Source organism: Streptomyces sp. NPDC093149, from assembly GCF_044754145.1.
Classification (GTDB): Bacteria; Actinomycetota; Actinomycetes; order Streptomycetales; family Streptomycetaceae; genus Streptomyces.
The window spans coordinates 46,507-68,768 of sequence record NZ_JBIVON010000014.1 but is presented as its reverse complement, the minus strand read 5'-3'; the positions used below and the strand labels follow the sequence as shown (position 1 = coordinate 68,768).

Below are 22,262 nucleotides of genomic sequence, written 5' to 3'. Positions count from 1 at the left end.
GATCAGGCACGAGGAGCCGTTCGGACCCCGAGGTTAAAGATCAAGCTAGGTCAGCTGGCGCTCCGTAGTGGTGCTCGCCGCCCCAGGTCTGCGACGCACACCCCGCCCGCGGCTGGGTGCCCGGCCGCGGCCATCTCGCCGGACTGCCCGGCGCCCTTCTCCTGGGCCAACGAGACCAGGATGGTGCCCTGCGCCACGTTGGCACCGGATGGAGCGACACTGAACCTGGCGTGAGACCGGCGGCGAGCGCGTGCGAGGCGCCGGAAGGACGGAGCAGCTTCGGCAGCATCTCCTGATGAGGGGGCAAGCCCGAATGGCCGCGGCGGTGTACTTGTGACTGGGCAGGCGTTCGGACGGTACTACTGCTGCACAGGTCGGCGATGCTCGAGCAGGCCCGGTTCCCCCGATCGATGAGTCGGGGTAATGAGTGGATGAGATCATCGATCTTGTTCGGCCACGAAAGGGGGTGGTGAGCTGGCCATATGAAAAATACGGAAGCTCTCACACCCCCCGCAGCGGACAGTGGGGCACCTCGCTGGTCGCCGGTCATCGCCGTGGCACTCAGCACGTTCACCGTGGTGTCCTCCGAAATGATGCCGGTGGGTCTGCTGACGCCCATGTCGGAGGCCCTTTCCGTCTCCGACGGGGTCGCCGGCCTTTCCTTGACAATTACCGGGATCATCGCCGCGGCCGTCTCCCCCTTCGCACCCGCGCTCATCGGGCTCCGTGATCGCAAAGGGGTACTCGTCACCTTCATGGTTCTGCTGTCACTGGCGAATGCGCTGACCGCGATCGCGCCCAATTTCCTGGTCCTGGCTTCCAGCAGGATCCTTCTCGGCATTGCGATGGGTGTCGTGTGGGGACTCGCCGCAGGACTGGGCCCGCGACTCGTCGACGGACCACGAATCGCGCTCGCCACCACGCTGATCTTCTCAGGGGTCTCCATCGCCTCGGTTCTCGGCGTGCCGCTGGGGACCCTCCTTGCGGCGCTCCTCGGCTGGCGTGCCACGTTCTGGGCACTCGCACTCGTCGGTGCGGTGGCCACCGGCGTCCTGGTCCTCATGCTTCCGGACCTCCCGGTTCACCATCGGAGCCGCCTCGACGGAATCGTCGACGCGCTGAGAAACCGCGGCGTCGCGGCCGGGTTGGCCATCACGGGGCTGGTCGCGCTCGGCCACTTCACCGGCTACACGTACGTGCGCCCGGTCCTTGAGCTGGACGCGGGCATGAGCGCCGGCCTGATCGCGAGCTGCCTGCTCGTCTACGGCCTGGCCGGCGTCGCCGGAAACTTCACCCTCGGCCCCATGGCGGGCCGGTACACGAAGGAGGCTGTGACGATCGCCTTGGCGGGCGTCGCGCTGGCCGCAGCACTGCTGCCGTTCGCCACCGTGAGCACCGTCACCGTGCTGATGGCGCTGGTCATCTGGGGCGCCTCGTACGGCGGTGTCTCGGTCTCGACGCAGACCTGGGTCCGCACGGCCGACCCCGCGCGTACCGAGGTATCGGCCGCGCTGTGGGCCGGTGTGTTCAACGCAAGCATCGCTCTCGGTGCGTTCGCGGGCGGGCTCGTCATCGACCGTGCGGGAAACCGAGCTGTCCTGTTCTCGGCGGCGCTGATCACGGCGGCCGGGCTGATCGTCGCCGCCGTCTCGCGGCCTCGCCCGACGGCTTCACGCGCGCGGCGGCCGGAGCTGGATGCCGCTGGCCATTGACGGTCTGTCTGTTGCCCTGAACGGACAACCGCCAATCCGAAGGTACGTCCCTCTGACGGGCGGAGACCTGCTCCGCTTAGGGCCGGCACGGCAACGGTGTTTCAGTCCACGTTCTTCACCAAGAGCTCGACGAACCTGTCGGCCAGGCCGTGCTGCTTCCGTTCGCTCTGCAGGACGAGCAGCGTCGTCGGCTCCAGGTCGGGAGCCCGCAGGTAGCGGATGTCCGGCCGGGGGGCGTACCTCGTGCTCGCCTCACACAGCAGCAGACCGAGGCGGGTGCTGGCTACGGTCGAGAGCCCCTCCTGAATCGTGCTGGCGCCTGCCGGGTAGGTCAGCTCGAACCCGTTCCGCGTCCGCGTCGGCGCATTCACCTGGCGCCAGTAGTCGGGGGCGGGGCCGCGCGGCTCGATCAGCGGCAGTTCCGACAGTTCGCCGGCGGAGACGCTCGACTCAGCGGCCAGGCGGTGCGCGGTGGAGACGGCAAGGTACATCGGCTGTCGCGAGAACTCCAGCATGAGCCGGAGGCCTTTCTCGCGGCAGGGCGAGAGCACGATGGCCACGTCGATCTCGGCCCGGTTCAGGCAGGAGAACGGGTCCCCCCAGGAAAGTTCGACGAGTTCGGCGGAACCCTCGGGAAGGCTCGCGATCGCCTTGGCGACCGGCTCGTACACGGCGCACTGGAATCCCACGCGCATGGGCCGGTCCGTCGCCGCAGCCCGGGCGGCGTCGAAACCCTCGCGAAGCTGGCGGAAGGCGGGAACTACCTGCTCGGCCAGCCCTCGCCCCAGATCGGTCAGCTCGACCCGGCGGCTGGTCCGTTCGAACACCGGAGCACCCACCCGATTCTCCAGGCGCTTGATCAGCTGTGAGACGCGTCCCTGGGTCACGCCCAGGATTTCGGCCGTGCGGCCGAAATGGAGTTGGTGAACCAGCACGGAGAAACACTCAAGCTCCTGGAGCGGAAGCTCCGGAATTACGGTCCATGGGGGTGTGCGATCCACCTCCGCATTCTACGCCGGTGTCGCACGGCACCCGGTCCGGGCAGAGGCGATCCGCCTCACGAGGTGCCAGGGGTGGGATAGCTGGGTTAACGCGGCAACAGCCGTGTCCGCCTTCCTCGGTGTCCCGCTTTTGAAGCTTCCTCTTGATCTTGGACACCTGGAGACCGGGATCTTGAGGTTCCAGAGGAAGTAGCACCAGGTGGGAAGCACGTACACATCCGTCCCATAGCCCTGAGAAGGCCGGCCACAAACCCGACCACCGCAGGCCAGGGCCAGCACGCTGTTCCTGGACCACTGTCCCGGCCGCTGCGCCGACGTCCCGTTCCACGGGAGCCACGGCGGCCGGGGTGGTCGGTGATGCGCTGCCCGTACGATGGCCGGCGCGACCGTCCGCCGCGCTCTTGGCACCGGCCCTCAGGCTCCCGCGCACAGCATCCGCGCTGCCCAGGCCGACCTGCCGGTCTCTGGGCGGGGGCTGAGCCGGTGCTGATCCTCTTCCCCGCCGCCGATGTCGTCGTCGTCCAGGTCGGCGAACGCGGCCATCGGCCCCGGCTTGCCGACCGGCTCGGCAGCCTCACGCGCGGAAGATGCACCGGCCTTCGAAGGGACAACGGGGGAGAGCTGCTGACTCTCCACGGACTGCGCGGCCGCAGCTGGCTCTGGGGCGGGTACGTCGCCAGGCGCGTCTGCGGTCAGTGCGACGTCCAGGATGTTGACCTGCTCGGCATCGGGACCGGCGGCCGCGCCAGCGGGGAACTGCCCCGTCATCCCGCCTGACACTCCCGCGGCGACGGTGCGGCACTCTGCGAAGCGCCCACCAGGCGTTGGTGGTGCGGGGGTGTCAGTAGCTTTCTCTGATCCGGGGATCTGCGTAGCCTTGGGTCCTACGCTGGCGTGGTGTCCGAGGACACCGGGCGAGCCGGGGAGATGAACTCTCGGGCCTGAGATGAGCGACTGAGGCCGGGTGCCCGGCCTGATGCGGTGTTCTGCTCTTCGATATGTCGTGCCTGGCAGTGGCGTACGGACCGGCGGTTGCGCAAGCGCCTGGCGGCCGTGCGGGATGGTGAGGGTGAGGTCGGGTGTTCCGAGTGCGGGGCCCGATGGGTGGCCGACGCCGACCGGCGGTCGAACGCCGTCTACTGCTCGCGCCGGTGTGTGGTGAGGGCCTGGAGGCGCCGGAAGGGGCGCCGGCCGAGACTGAAGGTGGCGCATAACTCCTTCACCGATGAGCCGCCACGCGGCGGACTGGGCGCGACGGCTCATCGGCGAGGCGTTCGTCAGACGGTGGTGGCCAGCCAGCCGACCTGCTCCGTCGTGTGCTTGCCGTCGCTCATGACGGTGGTGTTCACCCTGACCTCGTTGAGCCGGATCAGGAATCCCTTCTCGGCCACGTCGTGGACACGAATGCGTCCGGTCTGTCAGATTCACGTCGCCCGTTTGAGTGGACTGCCCAGGATCGAGTCGCCCTCAAAATCGAACAAGTGCTCTAATCAAAGCTATGACGTACCCCTTCCCCGACGACCTGGTCCGGTGTGTCCTGTCGCAATGAAGGTTGAGTGTTCTCACTGAACCTTGGTGACCGGTAGGTTCGTCTCATTGAAGTTTGAGTGGCGGATGCTACTGGGGCGGCGGGGTGCGGTGGGGGAGCTCGCAGGTGTCCACTCAGATCCGGTGCTGGCCGCCTTTGACCTGGAGTTTTACGAGAGTGAAGCCCTGAGCCGGAGACCGCTGGGTGCTGGCTGGAACGTGCGGTTCGAGCAGGTGCCCCCTGTACGGCAGTTCCGGTGGCCCAAGGGTGGTGGGAGCTTTGCGGGCTGGTACTACGCGGCGACGACGGGTGCCCATGTGGGCTACGAGTCGTGGCTGGAGCGGGACCGGTTGATCCTGCTCGATGCGGATCCCGAGGTGGTGGGCATCGCGTCGCAGCCGTTCTGGCTGCATTGGTACGACGGGACGCGCAAGCGGCGCCACGCGCCGGACTATTTCGTACGGCTCGCGGATGGCCGGGGCCGGGTCGTCGACGTCCGTGCTGGAGACCGGATCGACGAAGCGGCTGCGGCGTCCTTCGAGGCAACGGGGCGAGCCTGTGAAGCGGTGAGCTGGGAGTTCGCCCGTGTGGGCGTGCCGGATCCGGTGCTGATGGCGAACATGCGGTGGCTGTCGCGGTATCGCAGGCGCCGGTGCGGACGCCGGCAGGACATCGCCGACCTGTTGGTGAAGGTCTTCGACGAGCCGGTTCCGCTGCGGGCGGGCGCCGCTCAAGCGGGCGATCCGCTAGTGGTGCTGCCAGTGCTGTTCCACCTCCTGTGGTCCGGAGTGCTGGTGGCGGACGTGGCCGGGCGACTGCTGGACTCGGACAGCCTGGTGCACACCGCGGGGAGGCGATGATGGGCAGACTGGCGCGTCCGGACGGGCTCGCGGTCGGCGAACGGATTCGGTTCGACGGGCAGGTCCGCCTGGTGCTGTCGGTCACCGGCCGAGCTGTCACCCTCTCCGAACTGGGTGGTGAGCCCAGGCTGGTGCCGCCCGCGGTCCTGTTCGCCGATGGCGACTTCGAGATCGTGGACACCTCGGGCCGGATGCCGCTGCCGCCGGTGTCGCTGCTGGAGACGCTTCCGCAGCCAGTGCTGGAGAAGGCCCTGTGGTGGGAGGGCCACATCCTGGAGATCTTGCATGGACAGGCCCCTGATGCCCCGCAGGGCACCGAGGTGAGACCGGAGTACGCGCCGACGCGGTCGTTGACCGCGCGGGAGCGGGCCAAGGCGGCCGAGCTGACAGCGGCTGGGCACAAGGCGAGCGTGAGCACGGTCGGCAACTACCGGCGCCGCTACCAGAGCGGTGGAGTGCTCGGGCTGGCAGATCACCGCCCAGTACGTAAGACACCTCCCCACAGAGCGGTGGACGACCGGGTGATCGCCGCGATGCGGCAGGCGATCGGCGAAGCGGTCGACAACTCCACCCGCACGAGTACGTTCCTGTTGTGGCGCACGGGCGAGATCCTTAAGGCCACCGAGGAAGGCCGACTGGTCCAACTTCCTTCCCGGGCCACCCTTTACCGCCTTCTCGACAAGCTGACCACTGGCACCCACACCACCGGGTCGGCAGTGACCCGCAGGTCGCGGGCGCACGGCGCGACAGCTCCGTTCGGGGAACTGCCCGCTTTCGCGCCGGGCGAGGTGATGCAGATCGACTCAACCCCGCTGGACGTGCTTGTCCGCCTGGACGATGGGGTGGTCGGCAAGGTCGAGCTGACCGGAATGATCGATGTCGCCACCAGGACGGTGACCGCGGCGGTGCTGCGGCCCACGACCAAGTCGGTGGACGCGAGCGTGCTGCTGGCCCGCACGGTCACTCCGGAGCTGATGAGACCGGGCTGGGTGGACGCGTTGAGGATGTCGCGGTCGGTCCTGCCGCACCGCCGGCTGCTGACGCTGGACGAGCGGCTGGAGCACGCCGCCGCGCGGCCGGTGATCGTCCCGGAGATGATCGTCTGCGATCACGGGAAGGCGTTCATCTCCCGGAACTTCCTTGCCTCCTGCCGGTTCCTGGAGATCGATGTCCAGCCCGCGCACAAGGGCTCGCCGTTCGAGAAGGGGCACATCGAGAAGATGCTGGCCTCCGTGGGCACTCTGTTCTCTCAGTTCCTCCCCGGCTACACCGGCCGCAATACCGATCGCCGAGGGCGGCACCTGGACAAGGAGCCATTGTGGTCCTTGCTGGAACTGCAAGATCTCCTGGACGAGTGGATCGTCGCGAAGTGGCAGAACCGCGAGCACGACGGGCTCAGAGACCCAGCTGTTCCGGGGCGGGCGTTCACACCCAACGAGAAGTACGCCGCGCTGGTGGAAGCATGCGGATACGTCCCGGTCGCGCTCAGCAGCGAGGACTACGTCGAACTGCTGCCGACGGCCTGGCGAGCGGTCAACGACTACGGGATCAGGATCAAACGCCGCACCTACGACAGCCCAGAACTTGCAGGGCTGCGGCGCCAGCACTCAGGAATCGCGGCGAAGAAGGGATTGTGGGAGGTCCATTTCGACCCCTACGACGTCTCCCGGATCTGGGTACGCGATCACCGCGCTGGCACCGGATGGATCGAAGCTACGTGGAAGCACCTGCACCGCGTCCCGGTCCCCTTCGGAGAACTTGCCTGGGACCACGCCCGTCAGAGCCTCCCCGAGGCCACCGAGGCCGAGATCGCCGAAGCGGTCGCCTCGCTGCTGGCTCGGGCCCATGCAGGTCCCGAGCAGCCGGCCAAACCGAAACGGCCGGCCAGGGACCGCCGCGTCGCTGCCCGCACCCGGGCCAGCAGCCCCAGTGCACCGCCGAAACCTGTCTCACCCACTGAATCCGGTTCGGATGAAGGCCCTTTGCCGGACGAGCCGTTGGCCGACGTCGTTCCGCTGGGCCTGTTCGACCCGCTTGAAGATCCATGGAGACATTGATGAACGACGACGGCCCCATACCAGGAGGCTTCCTCGAAGACGCCGAGGAAGAAGCGGGCCGGTATCTCACCACCTTGGACGGATGGCGGCAGCTCCTCCGCGAAGAGCCCCCAGCTCCAGCTCTGTTCTCCGAAACGAAGTACGCACAGCTGTCCCCGGCGGAAAGGGAGATCGACGAGGAGAACCGCCTCGATCACCACGCACGGCTGCTGGTCGTCGCAACGTCCACCGTCCGGCACACCGTCACCTGCGGACGCCGCCTTGTTCTGGTCAACAGACATGCGATCAGCGCTCGGCGAGGTTTGATCGTCTCCGGCCCGGCCGGAACGGGCAAGACCATCGCTATCACTCAGCTCGGACGTTCATACGAGCTACTCGACCGGGCCCGCCACCCAGGCCGCGCAGAGCGAATCCCAGTCGTCTACATCACCGTCCCGCCCGCCGCGACCGCTCGCATGGTCGCTGCGGAGTTCGCCCGCTTCCTCGGCCTGCCAGTCCGCCGGTCCTGGAACATCACCGACATCATCGAATCCGTCGTCGGTGCCTGCACCGACGCCCGCACGGGCCTTGTGCTGGTCGACGAACTTCACAACATCTCACTGACCACCCGGCACGGCACCGAGGTCGCCGACACGCTCAAATACTTCTCTGAGCGCATCCCCGCCACGTTCGTCTACGCGGGAATCAACATCGAGCAGACCACCCTGCTCTCCGGGACACGCGGAGCGCAGATCGCCGGACGCTTCACCCTCATCCCCACACATCCCTTCCCCTACAACACCGAGTGGAAGAGCCTGGTCGCCGCCCTGGAAAACACGCTCGTGCTGCGAGACCACGCCCCGGGCACTCTCGCCGCCCTGGACCGCTATCTCCACGATCGGACCGGCGGCATGATCGGCGGTCTCTCCCATCAGATCCGCGGTGCTGCCATCGACGCCATCCTCTCCGGCACCGAAAAGATCACCCGGGACAGCCTGGCGGCGGTTCCCCTCGACTTCGCTGCGGAGAGCAGTGTCCCCGCCATCCTGCGAGCTGGCCGGTGAGCGATTCACCCCGACGGCAGCTCCGTCCTCTGCCCATGAAAGTCCGCCCGCGGCCCGCCCAGACCATCGACTCCTATATCAGCGAACTCGCGCGGGCCAACCACATCAGGCCCAGTCTCCTGCACGGCCACATCTCCGAGCAGACGATCGCGGCCCCCATACACAACCTCGACCGACTCGCCGCCCTGTCTGGCTTCCCCGTCGCCGTCCTGCGGCGGACATTGGCCAGCCCCGTCGCCTACCTCATCCGAGTCAGACCGTCCTCCGAACTCACGGATGCCAAGAACAACCGGGCCCAGCTCTTCTTCCAGATCCAGCAGGACGCCGACGGCAGAGGGCTGACCGTCCGCACCCTTGCCGAACGCCACCAAGTCTCCCGCCGCACCATTCGACAGGCACTCCGAGCATCACGAGCCCTGCCGCATCAGCTCACACGAACGAACGTCCCCGTGATCGCGCCCTTCAAGCACCTCGTCATCCCCATGCTCGAACAGCGGCTCACTCCGACAGAGGTCTGGGACCGGATGATCAACGATCACGGAGTGACACTGTCCCGGGGGCCACTCGGCACCTTCATCAACAACTGGCACCTTGACCACGTGCGAAAAGGCAACCCACCCATCGCGATCTACCAGCCTGGTCGGCACGGGCGACGCACCTTGGAGTCCTGAATAAACCGTTGGAGTTTTGGCCTTAGGGAATGCAAGCTGCACCGGTGAACATGGAGGAGGTCGGCGCGCGGTTGGTGGCTCGATTCGGTCCCGAGGCCGAGGGGTGGCTCGCTGAAGTTCCGAACCTCGCTGCTCAGCTGGCCGCGCGGTGGGGTCTGGCGCTCGGTGAACTCTTCGAGAGTGGAGCCTCCTCTGTCGTTCTGCGCTGTCAATGGCCTGACGGCACGCCTGCGGTTCTGAAACTCAGCCCAGATCGGGCGCTGTTGAACAAGCAGGTAGAGATGCTGCTCCTGTTCGCACCATCGGGTCGAGTGCCAGCGGCACTGGCTGTCGACGCGGAGGCGGGGGCGATGGTGCTGGAGGAGGTCCTGCCCGGCACCGTGGCGGAGGACATGCCGCAGAAGTCATTGCCGCAGCAGTGGGGAGAACTGCTCGCCGCATTGCACGCCGTGGCCCCACCCGTGCACTGGCCACTTGATCTGCGCGGTCGGTTTGACGAGGCATTCGTCCGGATCGGCCGGCGGCTGTCCGAGCCGGCTATCGGCGCATGGATTGACCAGGCTGCGTGGCGGCGGGCGAGACAGCGCTGTGAGAAGTTGCTGGACAGCCAGGCCAGGCTCGTGTTGCTGCACGGCGATCTGCACCTCGGCAACGTTCTGGACGGCGGCCCGCTGCGCGGTCTGATCGCGATCGACCCCAAGGCATGTGTCGGCGACCCATGCTTCGATGCCGTGGACTACGTTGTGGCCGGTGCTGGCCACGAGGGCGTCGAAGCCCGTTGCCAGCAAGTGGCGACCGCGTGCCAGCTCGATGGGGATCGGCTCTATGCCTGGAGCCGAGTGGTCGCACCTATGGCAGCCATCGCGAACCTCGCCAACGGCGGCCCGGAACCAGCGCTCGACGAACTGCTCGCTCTGTCTCGTCGCTGAAAGCCAGCCCTCTGTGGCCGCTCAAACTTCAATGAGATTGCTCAACCTTCAGTGAGACAGGACATCCGGGCCCAGCGCGACTGGCTCACCACCTACCACCAGCTCGCCGACCCCCGACCCCGCCACACCACCGCCCTGCGCCGCCGCCGGTTCTCGTGCGCTTCTGTGGCGAGAAAGTCTCGCGCCGCGGGGGTGACCTGGTCGCAGATGGGCTGCTGGTCCGAAGGTTGATCGTTCAGCAGGTCGAGTGCTCTCGCCAGATGCACTGACGGCATATCCGACCTGGTCAAGAACCGGGCACCGGAGCAGTGGCTGGTGTGGCAGCTGTGTCAGGTCCGGGGCCGGACGGGACTGCAGCCGCGGCAGTAGGAAGGCGCCCGGGGCAGGTGATGTCGTCCGGTGCGAGGACGCCCGGACCACGATGTCATTTGGCGCGGCCGAGCCTGCGCGGTCGTCGTCCCGGATGTGACGGCCGCCGCATGCATCCACGCCCCGCTGCCGGCCCACCGCATCCGCGAACTCGTCCGGCCGCGCCGCTACTACCCCCACCGGCGGTGGCGACGGCCGCGCACGGCGGGGCGTGGGCCGGGACGCCGCCGACGAACCGGTTGCGTCGGCTCGGCGGGCCGGGGGACTGGCAGGGGCTGCGGATTCTGTGCGAGGTGTGGATCGTCGGCGAGGTGCTGCGCAACGAGACCGATGGGCCTACCGATCTCGCCGCCTGGTACCCGCTCGGCTCCGTGCCCTCCCTCGACCGTGTCGAGCTGGTCGATATCGCACTGCGACTCTGGTGCGTCCGACCTGCGTTGGGTCGCTCGCGCCTGACCGATCCGGTGAATGGCTGGGAACGGCTCAACCGTCACGACCGGGCTCAACTCGCCGCTCGCCTCCCACGGTCCCCTCCTGTGACCGCAGTTCACGATCACGGGAGCCCGCATGTCAGCCGCACGTACTGTCCGTACCCTCCTCGCCGCCGGACTCACCGCCGGGCTCACCGCCACCGCGCTCGCCGCGCCCGCCATCGCCGCGCCGCTGGCCAAGCCGTCCCACGCCGCCACCCAGCAGGCTCTGGACGCGGCCGTCGCCGAGGGCGTGCGCGGGGCCGTCGCGCAGGCCCGTGACGGAAAGGCCCGTTGGGTCGGCACCGCGGGGGAGCGGAAGGGGGGCGATCGTTTCCGGGTCGGATCCATCACCAAGACCTTCACCGCAACCGTCCTGCTCCAGCTCCAGGCCGAGGGCCGGCTCGACCTCGACGACCCGGTCGAGAAGTGGCTGCCCGGTGTGGTGCGCGGGCACGGGCACGACGGCCGGAAGATCAGCGTCCGTCAGCTGCTCAACCACACCAGCGGCATCTACAGCTACACCGAGGATCCGGCCTTCCAGGAGAAGGTCTTCGGTCCCGGCTTCCTGCAGCACCGTTACGACACCTGGACCCCGAAGCAACTCGTCGCCGTCGCGATGGCACATGAGCCCGACTTCGTCCCCGGTACGGACTGGAACTACTCCAACACCAACTTCGTGCTGGCCGGGATGGTTGTCGAGAAGGTGACCGGACGTCCTTATGGCAAGGCGATCGAGAACCGGATCGTCAAGCCGCTCAAGCTGCGTGCCACCTCCGTGCCTGGCACCGACTCCGGTATGCCCGAGCCGAACTCCCGCGCCTACTCCAAGCTCTCCCGAGAGACCGGCGGGCCCACGTATGACGTCACCGACCTCAATCCGAGCATCGCCGGCGCCGCCGGTGAGATGGTCTCCGACGCGAACGACCTGCAGACCTTCTACCGTGCGTTGCTCAAGGGAAGGCTGCTTCCGGCGGCCGAGATGAAGGAGATGACCGACACCGTCCAGACCTCTCCCGACCTGCCCGGCGTCGGCTACGGGCTCGGTCTCATGCGGCAGAAGCTGAGTTGCGGCAAGGAGGTCTGGGGGCACGGCGGCGGCATCCATGGGTCCCATTCCGAGGCCCAGGCCACCCGGGACGGGGAGCACTCCCTCGCCGCGAACCTCAACGCCGACTGGACCGGTGACACCCAGCAGCTGATCGAGGCGGAGTTCTGCGGCACGGCCCCGGCGAAGCGGTAGCGGTCAGCGGGGCAGGGCGACCGTGTAGGCGGCTGGCTGCCGGTCACGCCACCGTTGGACATCCACGGCCGGCGGACCGAGGAAGTCGACGGCGGCGTCGCCCTGTCCACCGAGTTCTCCCGGTGGCCCGGCGGCGGCGCCGCCGAACAGGCCGGGCCGTGCCGCATCGCGGTGATGTGGCGCAACGGGAGCGCCTACGAGTGCGGCTTCCCGGAGATCCGGACCTCCACGGGCAACCCGGCGAACGCGATCCGGTCGATCAGTGGACTGAGCCGGCCGAGGCTCGGCTGCGGGGTCAGGTCGGCCTCGTCCTCGCCGCTCTGCGACGGGGCGAGCAGGCCGAGCAGATGCCGCAGCTCGGTCATCGCGTCCCGGCCGGCGCCCTCGACCGCCACGTCCGAGACGTCCCCGCTCGCGTCCACCTCCTCGACGGCACTGGGGCAGGCCAGGGCGAGGAGTTCCACGAGCAGCGGCAGGCCCAATGAAAGCTGCAGCACCGCCTCCACCACGCTGAGTATCAGCATCAATGTCAGTGCTCTGCGATAGAAACTCCGGCAGTAGCGTGAACGAGAGTACGGAAAAGGGCCCCACCATGGCAGACAACGCAATCTCAGATACCGCACCGGGAGAAGACGTGGCGGATCCGACGCGCGGGCTGACCGGCCGCACCGGCGTCGTCGGCGGTATCGAGTCGCTGGTCCTCGATGGCCGCCGCCTGTGGTTCGGCTTCGATTTCACCTCCGACCAGGTGCTCTCTCCCCTGATCGACGACGCAGGGGCCATGGCGCGGTACGCCGCGCGGCACATGCGCCAGCGCACAGGTGCCCACGACGAGTCCTACTGGGCCCAGCTCGTCCAGGCCGCCGCGGAGAACTCATATCTGGTGCGGTACGACGAGCAGCGCACCTTCACCACGCAATCATTGGAAACAGGGGACGCCGGCCCCGCACACGGGCACCTGCTCTACCTCCTCGACGCCGCAACGGAGGACCCTGCTGACAGCGACCCCGTCCACACCGGGACCGGATCCCAGGAGCCGGCCACGCAATCCGGTCTCCGGCCTGACGAAGTGACCCTAGAAGGCGCGGAGGGGCAGCCGGGGACAGCACTGACCCTGAACACGGTCGGCAACTGGTCGCTTCTGTTCGCGCCCTACGCCCGCAGCGCACCAACCGCCTGACCGTTGGCTCGGACCCGCCGCTGTGTCATGGCTCTCGAGTCTCCGTACCCGGCTCGCCCAGCTCGTCCTTCGGTAACTCCTTCCAACTACGGCGCGACTCCGGCATGTCGAGAGTGCCGACGACCTTCCGGGCCATCGTGGCCAGCTCCGGCGGGAACCGGTCCAGCGAGCCGGGGTCGTCGCGGAGCTTGGCCCGCAGCCCGTGCAGGCAGGTCGCCGTGAACAGCACCTCCGGGGCGTCCTTGTTTCAGAGGGTGTGTCCGTGGTGGTCGATGGCGGTGGGGAGGGCGCCGAGTCGTTCGGCGAGGTCGGCTGCGTGTCCGGCGGGGAGCGCGGTGGCAAGTTGGTGGAGGCGGGTGCGGGCGGTGGAGCGGAGTCGGGTGGCGGGGACGTGGTTCAGGACGTGCAGGGCCAGCGCGCCCGTCAGTCCCCGAACAACAAGGCACCCGCACGATGCCCCAATTCAGAGTGATGCGCCTGGCCCAGCAGGTCCCGGCGCAGCGCATCGCGAAGACGGGGCAGGAGAAACAGGTGCGGACGTATCACCATCGGTGGCCTGTGCGCATGCACGAGGTGCGTCAGTGGTACCCGTCCGCGCAGGAGCACCTCATCTGGCGCGGCCCCCTACATCAAGGGGCCGGCCGACGCGCCCCTCATGGTCGGCGAGAAGGTCTACGTAGCTGATCGCCGCTGAGGTTGCCCGCGTCGGCGGCCAGGCCAGGGTGCTGTCAGCCGTGTACTCGGTGGCGATCGGCGGTGCCACTTACGACGTCGCCCGGGGCACCGACAACAACATCTGGTTCCGGCACAACGGCGGAAGCTGGAATCCCCTCAACGGGGACCCTGCCTCCCGGACCACATCGCCGCCACGCATCGTTGAATTTCCCCCCGGGCGCGCGATGACCGTCATCCGAGGTCTGGACGGGGAGATCTGGTACAGCCAGGTGAACAGCGGATCCTTGAACTCCTGGACGTCCTGGACCCGGCTTCCGGCTGGTGCCAATGCGATCGGCAGCCCTCTTCCCACCATCAGCTCGGCCACCGGTGACCTCATGATCGAAGCACCGAACGCCTACCGAGCCATCAGTTACACCTTCCTGAGGAATTACCCCGGAGGTCTGTCATCCATCGGCTGGACGGTGGACAGTCACGCGATCCTCGGAACCGATGCCGTGGATATCGAAGGCAACAGTCAGATCTCCGTTTACGGCACCGACTATTACCGATCAGTGGTCCGAAACTACTTCACGGGAAGCGACCATCGTGTCTGGCGCGAAACGGTGAATCCTGCAGATGGCGCGGTCATGGATCTGGAGCAGGTGAACGGCGGGGCCGAATGCACCACCGGTGTGGCGGCGGCGCATCTGGGAAGCCAGACCACCGTGGCCGCTCCCGGGCAGACAGGTTATGCCGATCAGCAGCGCGTACTGATCGCCTGCGTCGGCAATGACGGGTACGTGTGGGAAAGCACGTCCTCCGACGGTGGCATCACCTTCGACGGGTGGCGCCACCCGTCGGGCACGCCGGCGCCCTCGTCCTCGACACCGGCGGTGTCCCCCACTCCTCTCTCGAACACCTCGTGGACCCTCAACGTGAGGTGGAACGGTGCGTGATGCCCACGAGTAAATAATCTGACGAGCCGTCACAATGTGAGCCCGGTCGGGCCCCACGTGGTGAAGCGTTGTTACACAACGATCATTGAGTGCCTCCGAGCGCCCCCGGAATACTTCAAGTCCTGGGGGTCGCACGAGTCTTCGAAAGCACCCCGTCCGGGCCGGGCCCTCGCCCGCCCGATTCACTCCTGAGCAGGGGCAATCTTGCGTAAACGATCAAAGCAGGCGTATGCCGTCGTGGCCGCGGCCGCCGTCGTCCTGACGGCGGGCATGACCGGCCCGGCATCGGCGAGGACCAGCGGCCCGGACCCGGCAATCCCGGGCGCCGTCAAGGGCACGGGGGCGGTCGGCAAGGCCGTGCGCACCGTCACCCTGATCACCGGTGACCAGGTTCTCGTGGACTCCCGCGGCCGGGTCGGCGGTATCCAACGGGCGAAGGGCAGACAGGACATGCCCTTCTTCACCTGGACCTACGACGGCCGTACCTATGTGGTGCCGCGTGACGCCCGGCGGCTGATCGCCGACGGCACGCTGGACCAGCGGCTGTTCGACGTCACCGGACTCGCCGAGCCGGAGAGCCTCAAGGCCAACCGGGCCGGCCTCAAGGTGATCGTCGGCTACCAGGGGTCGGCGGCCGGGTCCGCCCGCGCCGAGGTGCGTTCCTCCGACGGCACCACCGTCCGCCGGAGCCTGTCGGCCCTCGACGCCGACGCCGTCACCAGCACCACCGACAGCGCGGGTTCCCTGTGGGACGCGCTGACCCGTCGGCGGAGCGACGGTTCGGCGGCCAAGGCCTCCGGCATCGCGCGAATCTGGCTGGACGGCGTACGGAAGGCGTCGCTCGACCGCAGCACCGGCCAGATCGGCGCTCCGGCGGCCTGGGCCCGCTCCTACGACGGCACCGGTGTGAAGATCGCCGTCGTGGACACCGGAATCGACGCCACCCACCCGGATCTGACGGGCCGGGTGGTGGCGGAACGGAACTTCAGCGGCTCCCCGGACGCCCGGGACCGGGTCGGACACGGCACGCACGTGGCCTCCGTCGCCGCCGGTACGGGGGCCAAGGACACCCGGTTCAAGGGCGTGGCGCCCGGGGCGCGGTTGATCAGCGCCAAGGTGCTGGACGATCAGGGCAACGGTGACGACTCCAGCATCCTGGCGGGGGTCGACTGGGCCGTCGCGCAGGGGGCCGACATCGTCAACATGAGCCTGGGCAGCCCCGACACCCCGGGGATCGACCCTCTGGAGGCCCAGGTCGACAAGCTCTCCGCGGAGAAGGGCGTCCTGTTCGCGGTGGCCGCGGGCAACAGCGGGCCGGGCCGGGGCACGGTCGCGTCCCCCGGCAGCGCCGACGCGGCGCTGACGGTCGGCGCCGTCGACGACGACGACCTGATCGCCGACTTCTCCAGCGTCGGGCCCCGCATCGGGGACGGCGCCGTCAAGCCCGACATCACCGCACCGGGCGTGGAGATCACGGCGGCAGCGGCGAGCGGCACCCCGGACCAGAACCCTCCCGGATACGTCAGCATGAGCGGCACGTCGATGGCGACCCCGCACGTCGCGGGCGCCGCGGCGATCCTCAAGCAGAAGAACCCCACCTGGACGGGCGCACAGATCAAGGCGGTCCTGACGGGCTCGGCCAAGGGCGGCTCCCACTCGGTCTTCCAGCAGGGGGCGGGCCGACTCGCCGTCGACAAGGCGATCGACCAGACGCTCGTCTCCGAACCGGCCTCGGTCGCCCTGGGCACCCAGCAGTGGCCCCACACCGACGACACACCCGTCGGCAAGCAGGTGAAGTACCGGAACAGCGGCACCACCGACGTGACGCTGGACCTGTCGCTGGAGGCGCCCACCGGCGGAAACGAGAAGCCCGCCCCGGCCGGGTTCTTCACCCTCGGGGCACAGCGGATCACGGTCCCGGCGGGCGGCACCGCCGCCGTGGACCTGACAGCCGACACCCGGCTCGGCGGTACGGTCGACGGCTCGTACTCGGTCACGGTCGTCGCGACCGGAGGCGGCCGGAGCGTGCGCACCGCGGCATCGGTGGAGCGCGAGGCAGAGTCGTACGAGGTCACCTTCAACACCCTCGGACGGGACGGTGCGGCCAGTGCCAACTGGCAGGCCGACCTGAAGGGCTACAGCGGGTCCGCCACGGGCCGTCGGTTCTTCCCGGACCTGTCGTCGGGCTCCGCCACGGTCCGACTGCCGCGAGGCACCTACAGTCTCGCCGCCGACATGCTGGTCGACCCCGCTGCCCCGGCCAAGGGCATCGACCTGATCAACAACCCGCAGTTCTCGGTGACCGGTCCCACCACCGTCACCCTCGACGCCCGGACCACCCGGCCCGTCGCCTTCGCGGTGCCGGACGCGGCCGCACGCTACACGCGCGCCGGAATGATGTACACCGTGAGCACACCCGAGACCTTCATCATCGAGGGGGGCGAGTTCGGCAGCTTCGACCATCTGCGCACCGCGTACCAGGGGCCCGAGATGGACGACGGCGTCCTCGCCCAGCAGTGGTCCGCGCACTGGCAGCGGGGCAGCGACGAGTACAACGTCCTCACCGGCGGCCCGGTCAAGGAACTGGCCACCGGTTACAGCAAGACCTACAAGCCCGGGGACATGGCCCTGGTGAAGGCGAAGGTCGGATCGTCCGTACCCGGCCTCGACGGCGCCCTCGCGGCGAACGGCGTACTGGACTACGGAGGCGGCGTCGACGCCCCCTACACCGTGCAGCCGGCACCGGGAACGCGCAACGTGTATCTGTCCACGGCCGACGGGGCCGCCTGGAACATCGTCGCGGGTGTACTGGGCGGGGCGGATCCCTCGGGCCGGCGGAACTTCGACGCGCTCTACGGCCTCGACGAGCCGCGGCGGTACAAGGCGGGGGAGACGTACACCGAGACCTACAACGTCGGTGCATTGGGGCCGCGGATGAACGCGAACGAGGGGATCGTGCGCGACGGCGACACCATCTTCGGTTCGCTGCCGATGGTCAGTGACGGGGCGGGCCATTTCGGGATCGCCCGGTACTCGGGCGCGAGCACCACCGTCCACCGCAACGGTGAGTTGTTCGTGAAGAAGGACGCCGCCATCGACCAGGAGCCCTTCGCGCTACCGTCGGAACCCGCCACGTACAAGGTGTCGACCACGATCCACCGGAACCCGGAGTTCAACCGTACCGGGGCCCGGATCGACGCCTCGTGGACCTTCGACTCGGCCCGTACCGAGGGCCCGACCATGCTCCCGGTCTCCATGGTCCGCTTCCTGCCGGATCTCGCGCTGGACTCCACCGTTCCGGCAGGCGGCAAGCAGACCTTCCCCGTCGAGGTGCAGGGCGCGGCGGCCGGCGCCGCCCTGAAGACCCTGCGGGTCCTGGTGTCGTACGACGACACGACGTGGCTGCCCGTCCCGGTCACCGCGGACAGGATCACGGTGAAGGCCCCCGCGAAGGGCAAGGCGATCTCGCTGAAGGCCGTCGTCACCGACAAGGACGACAACGAGTCAACGGTCACGATCCACAACGCCTTCTTCGGCAAGTGAGGCGAGACCGGACCGACGAGCACGGGCGCCGCGCGATCGGATGAGAATCCGACGCGCGGAGCGCCGGTGCGGGAACGACGCCGAATCGTCCGCACGATACGCAGGGCGACTCCTCGACCGGTGCCGGGGCCGGGCGCTCGCCGCCACGGCTCAGCGCGTCGGCACCCGGACCGGTCGAACGGGGCAGTCGGCCGGGGCGAGGCGCCCGTCCTGCCCGACCAGGGTCACGGACACGGCCCCCTGCGCATGCGCCGCGAACGCGGCCGTGCAGACGATCTGGTCGCGGGCGGCGGCGGTCAGCCCTCTCACCCGCAGACGCAGCATGACCTCGACGGTGCGGTCGCCCACGGCGATCCGGTCCGCGGCGGACGCCGCACGGGACAGCGAAGCGGCATTGTGGAGGCCGGCCCGCCGTTCGGCCTTGTCCGGTCCGGCGAGCAGGGCGGCGACGGCCGCGAGCGGAGAGGGGGACTCGCTCATCCCCGCGCCCGGCGGGGACGAACCGCCGAGGCCGTCCCGTCCGGGCGACTCGTCCAGGTGGGACGACGCGTCATCCGACCCGGCGGAACCTGCGGTTCCGTTCTGCCGCGGTGCTTCGACGATTCGCGGCACGGGCAGCAGTTCGTCGTCGGGGGAGAGGAAGAACAACAGCAACCGTTCCTCGCGCGGAGGAAGCAGATCGGCGACAACGGGCCTGCCGGCCTCGATCACCGCCGTCTCCTGGATGCCGCAGCCCACGAGCGGGACCCCGGCGAGCATCAGCAGCGCGGCGACTCGGACCGTCCGACGCCCACGGAACGGCGACTTCTTCACGTGATGGTCTCCGTCCGGTCGAGGCTCTCCGCCGGCCCCGTGCCACCGTGCGCGGGCGACGGACCGTCCGGCGCGCCGCTCCCGGACGCGGGCCCGCCGAAGGGCAGCTCCACGGTGAACAGTGCGCCGCCGTCGGCCGCGTTGCGCGCATGGATCGTGCCGCCGTGCAGCTGCACGTTCTCCTTGGTGATCGCGAGCCCGAGGCCGCTGCCCGTCGAGCGGGAACGGGCGGCGTCCGCCTTGTAGAAACGGTCGAAGATGTGCGGCAGAGCGTCCGGTGGGATTCCGGGGCCGCTGTCGTGCACCTCGGTGATCAGCACGTCCCCGCGTGCCGACAGCCGCACGGTGACCGGTTCGGCGCCATGGCGCAGGGCGTTGCCGACCAGGTTGGCCACGATGACGTCGAAGCGGCGCGTGTCGAGGCGGATACGCAGGCCGTCGGGGAGCTCGGTGCGGACCCGGCCGAGCCACTGCCTGCCGGACAGGGTGTTGCGTACGGCCTCCGCTGCGTCCACCTCATCGGTGTTGAGTTCCGCCGCGCGGGCGTCGAAACGGGAGATCTCCATCAGATCCTCCACCAGCACGGCGAGTTTGCCGGTCTCGGCGCTGATCAGGCGTACCGCCCGAGCGGTGTTCGGGGCGAGCGTCCCGGCCTCCTCGTCCACCACGTCCGTGACGGCGAGCATGCCGGCGAGCGGGGTGCGCAACTCGTGCGAGACGTCCGAGGCGAAGCGCCGGGCCCGTGCCCCGGCTTCCCGCAACTCCTCCACGGAGCGTTCGAGACGGGCCGCCGACTCGTTGAACGTCCTGGCCAGGTCGGCCATCTCGTCCCGGCCGCGCACGGTGATGCGTGTGTCGAGCTGCCCGCCGCCCATGGAGTGTGCGGCACGCCGCAGCTCGCGGACGGGGCGCAGCACGCTGCGCGCCGCGAGCAGTGCGGGCACCAGGGCCACGGCCAGCCCCGGCAGGGCGCCGTCTCGGGCAGCGGTCACCAGGGAGTCGATGTCCACGTCCTCGTTCGTCATGGGCATCACGGCGAAGAGAACCAGGCCGCTCGGCATTGCGGGGCCACCGGCGACGACCCGGGTCATCACCGGCATCCCGATGGTCAGATACGCGTTCCCGTCCTTGACGACCCGCTGGAAGCTGCCGTGTGCCGAGGTGAGCGCGGTGCGGCGCAGCTTTGGGGTCAGCACACCGGAGACGGGCCGGTCACTCGACGAGACGCGCACCGAACCGTACTCGGCGAAGACGATCCAGGGATGTGGTTTGGCGCGCGCCGCGATGTCGTAGAGGTCCCACCGCAGCGCATCCGGATCCAGGGGCAGGCTGGGGACGAACTGCTCGACCTCCTCGCGGAAGGAGGTGACGGCCGTGTCCTGCGCACGCACGAGGACCGCGTTGCGCGCCTGCCGATAGGTCAGCGCGGCGGTCGTGACGGCGCTGACAGCGGCCACCAGCAGGAACGCGATCACCAGCCGGGTGCGCAGCCCGAACGCGGCGGCCACGCCGGGCATCCTCACAGCGGACCGAAGCGGTAGCCGTAGCCCCGCAGGGTCTGGATGTAGCGAGGATCGCCGGACGGATCCTCGATCTTGGCGCGCAGTCGGCGCACACAGGCGTCCACCAGGCGGATGTCGCTGTGGAAACTGTGATCCCAGACCTCCTTCAGGAGCCGCTGCCGGCTGAAGACCTGTTCCGGTACCGCGGACAGGTGCAGCAACAGCTTCAGTTCGGAGGGCGCGAGGGCGACCGGGTGGCCCGACCTGAGGACGGTGTGACCGGCGCGGTCGATGCCGAGTTCACCGTGGTGCTCGACGGCGGGTCTCGCGCCGATCGGGCTCTCGGCGCGGCGCAGCACGGCACGTATGCGGGCCTCGATGACCTCGGTGCGGGCGGGCTTGACGATGTAGTCGTCCGCACCCGCCTCGAGGCCGACGACGATGTCGACGTCGTCGCCGCGCGCGGTCAGCATGATGATCGGTAACTGGCTGGTCTCGCGTACCCGGGAGCACACCTGGACGCCGCTCATCGCGGGGAGCATCAGGTCGAGCAGCAGGATGTCGGGGCGAAAGGCACTCAGCGCCTCAAGGCCCTCCTCGCCGGTCACGGCGGCGTGGACCTCGTGCCCGCGCTGGCACAGCCCGATCTCGACGCCCTCGCGTACGGACGGGTCGTCTTCGACGAGGAGGACGCGTGGCATGGCGGTGTCTCCGGGATCATGGGGAGTGGTGGGTCGTCAGGGCTTCAGCGACCGGGGGCGGGGGAGGAACTGGCGAGCGGATGACCGCGTGCGCGACGGCCTGCGTGCTGCGGGTCGTCCGACGTCCCGAGTCAGTGGTCCCGGCGCGGACCTGCCCGGTGCGGCAGCGCGTCCGGCCCGGTCGGCCGCGGAAGCCGCGCCGGCCGTGCGAACGCGGCGGCGACCGCCACCGACGCGTCGGTGGTCCCGGCGAACAGCTCTCCCGGCTCTGCCCCGTCCGGCGGGCGGGAGACCAGGAGCATGAGATCGCGACGGGGCATGTCGTACTCCAGGGGGTGGGGCAGCGATGGCCCCCCATACTTTCAGGCGTGCGCGAGGCGATGATGGGCGGTCAGTTGTCCCGGAAGAGACGAGCGAGGCCCGTGACCTGCCCATCTTGGTGTTTGAGAGTCACTGACCTGCGGATATCGTCTTTCGGTTGTTTCAGGGTCGTGCCGGTTGATGCAGCCGAAAGTCCCAGAAAAGTTCCAGGGGTATCCCGAGGGCGATGGCTGATCTTTCGGCTTTGTGTGGTGGTTGGGTCCAGGTTGTCGGAGCGCCTGGAGTAGAACGCCCGCCGCTACTTCGCCGGGGAGCCGTACTCGGGCTGGGCCTCGGGCATCACGGCCGTCGATTACCACCAGGCGGTGCCCGTGGCCGTCACCGAGCTGGAGCGGATCACGGCCGATCCGGATGGGGCGGCGGGGAAGGTGTGGCTCGGGCGCGATGAGGATGAGTGGCAGGCGCTGCACGAGGCACTGGACAACCCCGACGGCGATCGGCTGTATACGGTGCAGCGGAAGGAGGCCCACTGCCGCAAGGAAGAGCGTGAGGCCGCGCAGCGGGAGGTGCAGCGGCCGGTTTGCACCCGTTGTGGAGCGAAGTTCACCGACGATCGCTAGCAGTCGATCCAGCAGTCCTCTTGGCACAGCGAGGGGGATGAGCTGTGCGAGCCGTGCCTGGACGAACACCATGAACAGGTGAGGGC

The 22,262-nt window shown here is 68.8% G+C and carries 20 protein-coding genes; 11 read left to right on the top strand and 9 right to left on the bottom strand.

Annotation, left to right across the window (positions count from 1 at the left end):
- Positions 1-50: 50 nt before the first annotated feature.
- Entirely contained in the window at positions 51-197 is a 147-nt protein-coding gene (locus ACIQCZ_RS32835) for a hypothetical protein (protein ID WP_402287798.1), read from the bottom strand.
- Between the two features lie 357 nt (positions 198-554).
- Here ACIQCZ_RS32835 and ACIQCZ_RS32830 point away from each other — a divergent pair, with 357 nt between their 5' ends.
- On the top strand, positions 555-1,712 hold the full coding sequence (locus ACIQCZ_RS32830) for an MFS transporter (protein ID WP_402287795.1): 1,158 nt from the start codon (positions 555-557) through the stop codon (positions 1,710-1,712).
- A 101-nt stretch (positions 1,713-1,813) separates the two neighbouring features.
- Here ACIQCZ_RS32830 and ACIQCZ_RS32825 read toward each other — a convergent pair whose 3' ends face one another.
- Both ACIQCZ_RS32825 and ACIQCZ_RS32820 read right to left on the bottom strand, forming a co-directional pair.
- On the bottom strand, positions 1,814-2,713 hold the full coding sequence (locus tag ACIQCZ_RS32825; protein ID WP_402287793.1) for a LysR family transcriptional regulator: 900 nt from the start codon (positions 2,711-2,713) through the stop codon (positions 1,814-1,816).
- Positions 2,714-3,127: 414 nt separating this feature from the next.
- Positions 3,128-3,481, bottom strand: coding sequence for a hypothetical protein (locus tag ACIQCZ_RS32820; protein WP_402287791.1), 354 nt, complete (start codon positions 3,479-3,481; stop codon positions 3,128-3,130).
- Positions 3,482-4,327: 846 nt separating this feature from the next.
- Between ACIQCZ_RS32820 and ACIQCZ_RS32815 the strand changes: the two genes are divergently transcribed.
- The 6 genes from ACIQCZ_RS32815 (at position 4,328) to ACIQCZ_RS32790 (ending at position 11,883) form a co-directional block, all read left to right on the top strand.
- Positions 4,328-5,101: a TnsA-like heteromeric transposase endonuclease subunit gene (locus ACIQCZ_RS32815; protein WP_402288057.1), complete on the top strand. Its 774-nt coding sequence runs from the start codon at positions 4,328-4,330 to the stop codon at positions 5,099-5,101.
- The gene (locus tag ACIQCZ_RS32810; RefSeq protein WP_402287789.1) at positions 5,101-7,158 is read left to right on the top strand and encodes a Mu transposase C-terminal domain-containing protein; all 2,058 of its coding nucleotides are present in this window, start codon (positions 5,101-5,103) and stop codon (positions 7,156-7,158) included. Before ACIQCZ_RS32815 ends, ACIQCZ_RS32810 begins: the two co-directional genes overlap by 1 nt.
- Positions 7,158-8,201, top strand: coding sequence for a TniB family NTP-binding protein (locus ACIQCZ_RS32805; RefSeq protein WP_402287786.1), 1,044 nt, complete (start codon positions 7,158-7,160; stop codon positions 8,199-8,201). The genes ACIQCZ_RS32810 and ACIQCZ_RS32805 overlap by 1 nt, the downstream gene beginning before the upstream one ends.
- Positions 8,202-8,236: 35 nt before the next feature.
- Positions 8,237-8,872, top strand: coding sequence for a hypothetical protein (locus ACIQCZ_RS32800; protein WP_402287784.1), 636 nt, complete (start codon positions 8,237-8,239; stop codon positions 8,870-8,872).
- Between the two features lie 50 nt (positions 8,873-8,922).
- The gene (locus ACIQCZ_RS32795; protein ID WP_402288055.1) at positions 8,923-9,801 is read left to right on the top strand and encodes an aminoglycoside phosphotransferase family protein; all 879 of its coding nucleotides are present in this window, start codon (positions 8,923-8,925) and stop codon (positions 9,799-9,801) included.
- A 936-nt stretch (positions 9,802-10,737) separates the two neighbouring features.
- Positions 10,738-11,883: a serine hydrolase domain-containing protein gene (locus tag ACIQCZ_RS32790; protein ID WP_402287782.1), complete on the top strand. Its 1,146-nt coding sequence runs from the start codon at positions 10,738-10,740 to the stop codon at positions 11,881-11,883.
- A 194-nt stretch (positions 11,884-12,077) separates the two neighbouring features.
- Here ACIQCZ_RS32790 and ACIQCZ_RS32785 read toward each other — a convergent pair whose 3' ends face one another.
- Positions 12,078-12,407: a hypothetical protein gene (locus tag ACIQCZ_RS32785; protein WP_402287780.1), complete on the bottom strand. Its 330-nt coding sequence runs from the start codon at positions 12,405-12,407 to the stop codon at positions 12,078-12,080.
- Between the two features lie 38 nt (positions 12,408-12,445).
- Between ACIQCZ_RS32785 and ACIQCZ_RS32780 the strand changes: the two genes are divergently transcribed.
- Complete coding sequence (locus ACIQCZ_RS32780) at positions 12,446-13,063, top strand: hypothetical protein (RefSeq protein WP_402287778.1); 618 nt, start codon at positions 12,446-12,448, stop codon at positions 13,061-13,063.
- 25 nt (positions 13,064-13,088) lie between these two features.
- Here the strand turns inward: ACIQCZ_RS32780 and ACIQCZ_RS32775 are convergent, their stop codons facing one another.
- Positions 13,089-13,292, bottom strand: a complete 204-nt coding sequence (locus ACIQCZ_RS32775; RefSeq protein ID WP_402287776.1) for a hypothetical protein — start codon at positions 13,290-13,292, stop codon at positions 13,089-13,091.
- 505 nt (positions 13,293-13,797) lie between these two features.
- On the opposite strand from ACIQCZ_RS32775, the gene ACIQCZ_RS32770 reads away from it, so the two are divergent.
- Both ACIQCZ_RS32770 and ACIQCZ_RS32765 read left to right on the top strand, forming a co-directional pair.
- Positions 13,798-14,676, top strand: coding sequence for a hypothetical protein (locus ACIQCZ_RS32770; protein WP_402287774.1), 879 nt, complete (start codon positions 13,798-13,800; stop codon positions 14,674-14,676).
- Between the two features lie 204 nt (positions 14,677-14,880).
- On the top strand, positions 14,881-18,219 hold the full coding sequence (locus ACIQCZ_RS32765) for a S8 family peptidase (RefSeq protein ID WP_402287772.1): 3,339 nt from the start codon (positions 14,881-14,883) through the stop codon (positions 18,217-18,219).
- A gap of 150 nt (positions 18,220-18,369) precedes the next feature.
- On the opposite strand, the gene ACIQCZ_RS32760 is transcribed toward ACIQCZ_RS32765, so the two are convergent.
- The 4 genes from ACIQCZ_RS32760 to ACIQCZ_RS32745 form a co-directional block, all read right to left on the bottom strand.
- The gene (locus ACIQCZ_RS32760; protein ID WP_402288052.1) at positions 18,370-18,978 is read right to left on the bottom strand and encodes a hypothetical protein; all 609 of its coding nucleotides are present in this window, start codon (positions 18,976-18,978) and stop codon (positions 18,370-18,372) included.
- Between the two features lie 50 nt (positions 18,979-19,028).
- Entirely contained in the window at positions 19,029-20,549 is a 1,521-nt protein-coding gene (locus ACIQCZ_RS32755) for a sensor histidine kinase (protein WP_402287770.1), read from the bottom strand.
- 2 nt (positions 20,550-20,551) lie between these two features.
- Positions 20,552-21,235, bottom strand: coding sequence for a response regulator (locus tag ACIQCZ_RS32750; RefSeq protein WP_402287768.1), 684 nt, complete (start codon positions 21,233-21,235; stop codon positions 20,552-20,554).
- Between the two features lie 131 nt (positions 21,236-21,366).
- Positions 21,367-21,555, bottom strand: a complete 189-nt coding sequence (locus ACIQCZ_RS32745; RefSeq protein ID WP_402287765.1) for a hypothetical protein — start codon at positions 21,553-21,555, stop codon at positions 21,367-21,369.
- Between the two features lie 372 nt (positions 21,556-21,927).
- Here ACIQCZ_RS32745 and ACIQCZ_RS32740 point away from each other — a divergent pair, with 372 nt between their 5' ends.
- Positions 21,928-22,176 carry a hypothetical protein gene (locus ACIQCZ_RS32740; RefSeq protein WP_402287763.1) on the top strand — a complete coding sequence of 83 codons (249 nt, stop codon included), beginning with the start codon at positions 21,928-21,930 and terminating at the stop codon, positions 22,174-22,176.
- Positions 22,177-22,262: the final 86 nt, after the last annotated feature.

What these genes read in the sequence shown, in the direction of transcription:
- ACIQCZ_RS32820 (WP_402287791.1), bottom strand. Translation starts at nt 3,481, where the DNA reads ATGACGGGGCAGTTCCCCGCTGGCGCGGCCGCCGGTCCCGATGCCGAG.
- ACIQCZ_RS32790 (WP_402287782.1), top strand. Translation starts at nt 10,738, where the DNA reads ATGTCAGCCGCACGTACTGTCCGTACCCTCCTCGCCGCCGGACTCACC.
- ACIQCZ_RS32785 (WP_402287780.1), bottom strand. Translation starts at nt 12,407, where the DNA reads ATGCTGATACTCAGCGTGGTGGAGGCGGTGCTGCAGCTTTCATTGGGC.
- ACIQCZ_RS32815 (WP_402288057.1), top strand. Translation starts at nt 4,328, where the DNA reads ATGCTACTGGGGCGGCGGGGTGCGGTGGGGGAGCTCGCAGGTGTCCAC.
- ACIQCZ_RS32795 (WP_402288055.1), top strand. Translation starts at nt 8,923, where the DNA reads ATGGAGGAGGTCGGCGCGCGGTTGGTGGCTCGATTCGGTCCCGAGGCC.
- ACIQCZ_RS32805 (WP_402287786.1), top strand. Translation starts at nt 7,158, where the DNA reads ATGAACGACGACGGCCCCATACCAGGAGGCTTCCTCGAAGACGCCGAG.
- ACIQCZ_RS32755 (WP_402287770.1), bottom strand. Translation starts at nt 20,549, where the DNA reads ATGCCCGGCGTGGCCGCCGCGTTCGGGCTGCGCACCCGGCTGGTGATC.
- ACIQCZ_RS32800 (WP_402287784.1), top strand. Translation starts at nt 8,237, where the DNA reads ATGAAAGTCCGCCCGCGGCCCGCCCAGACCATCGACTCCTATATCAGC.
- ACIQCZ_RS32810 (WP_402287789.1), top strand. Translation starts at nt 5,101, where the DNA reads ATGGGCAGACTGGCGCGTCCGGACGGGCTCGCGGTCGGCGAACGGATT.
- ACIQCZ_RS32760 (WP_402288052.1), bottom strand. Translation starts at nt 18,978, where the DNA reads ATGCTCGCCGGGGTCCCGCTCGTGGGCTGCGGCATCCAGGAGACGGCG.
- ACIQCZ_RS32745 (WP_402287765.1), bottom strand. Translation starts at nt 21,555, where the DNA reads ATGCCCCGTCGCGATCTCATGCTCCTGGTCTCCCGCCCGCCGGACGGG.
- ACIQCZ_RS32750 (WP_402287768.1), bottom strand. Translation starts at nt 21,235, where the DNA reads ATGCCACGCGTCCTCCTCGTCGAAGACGACCCGTCCGTACGCGAGGGC.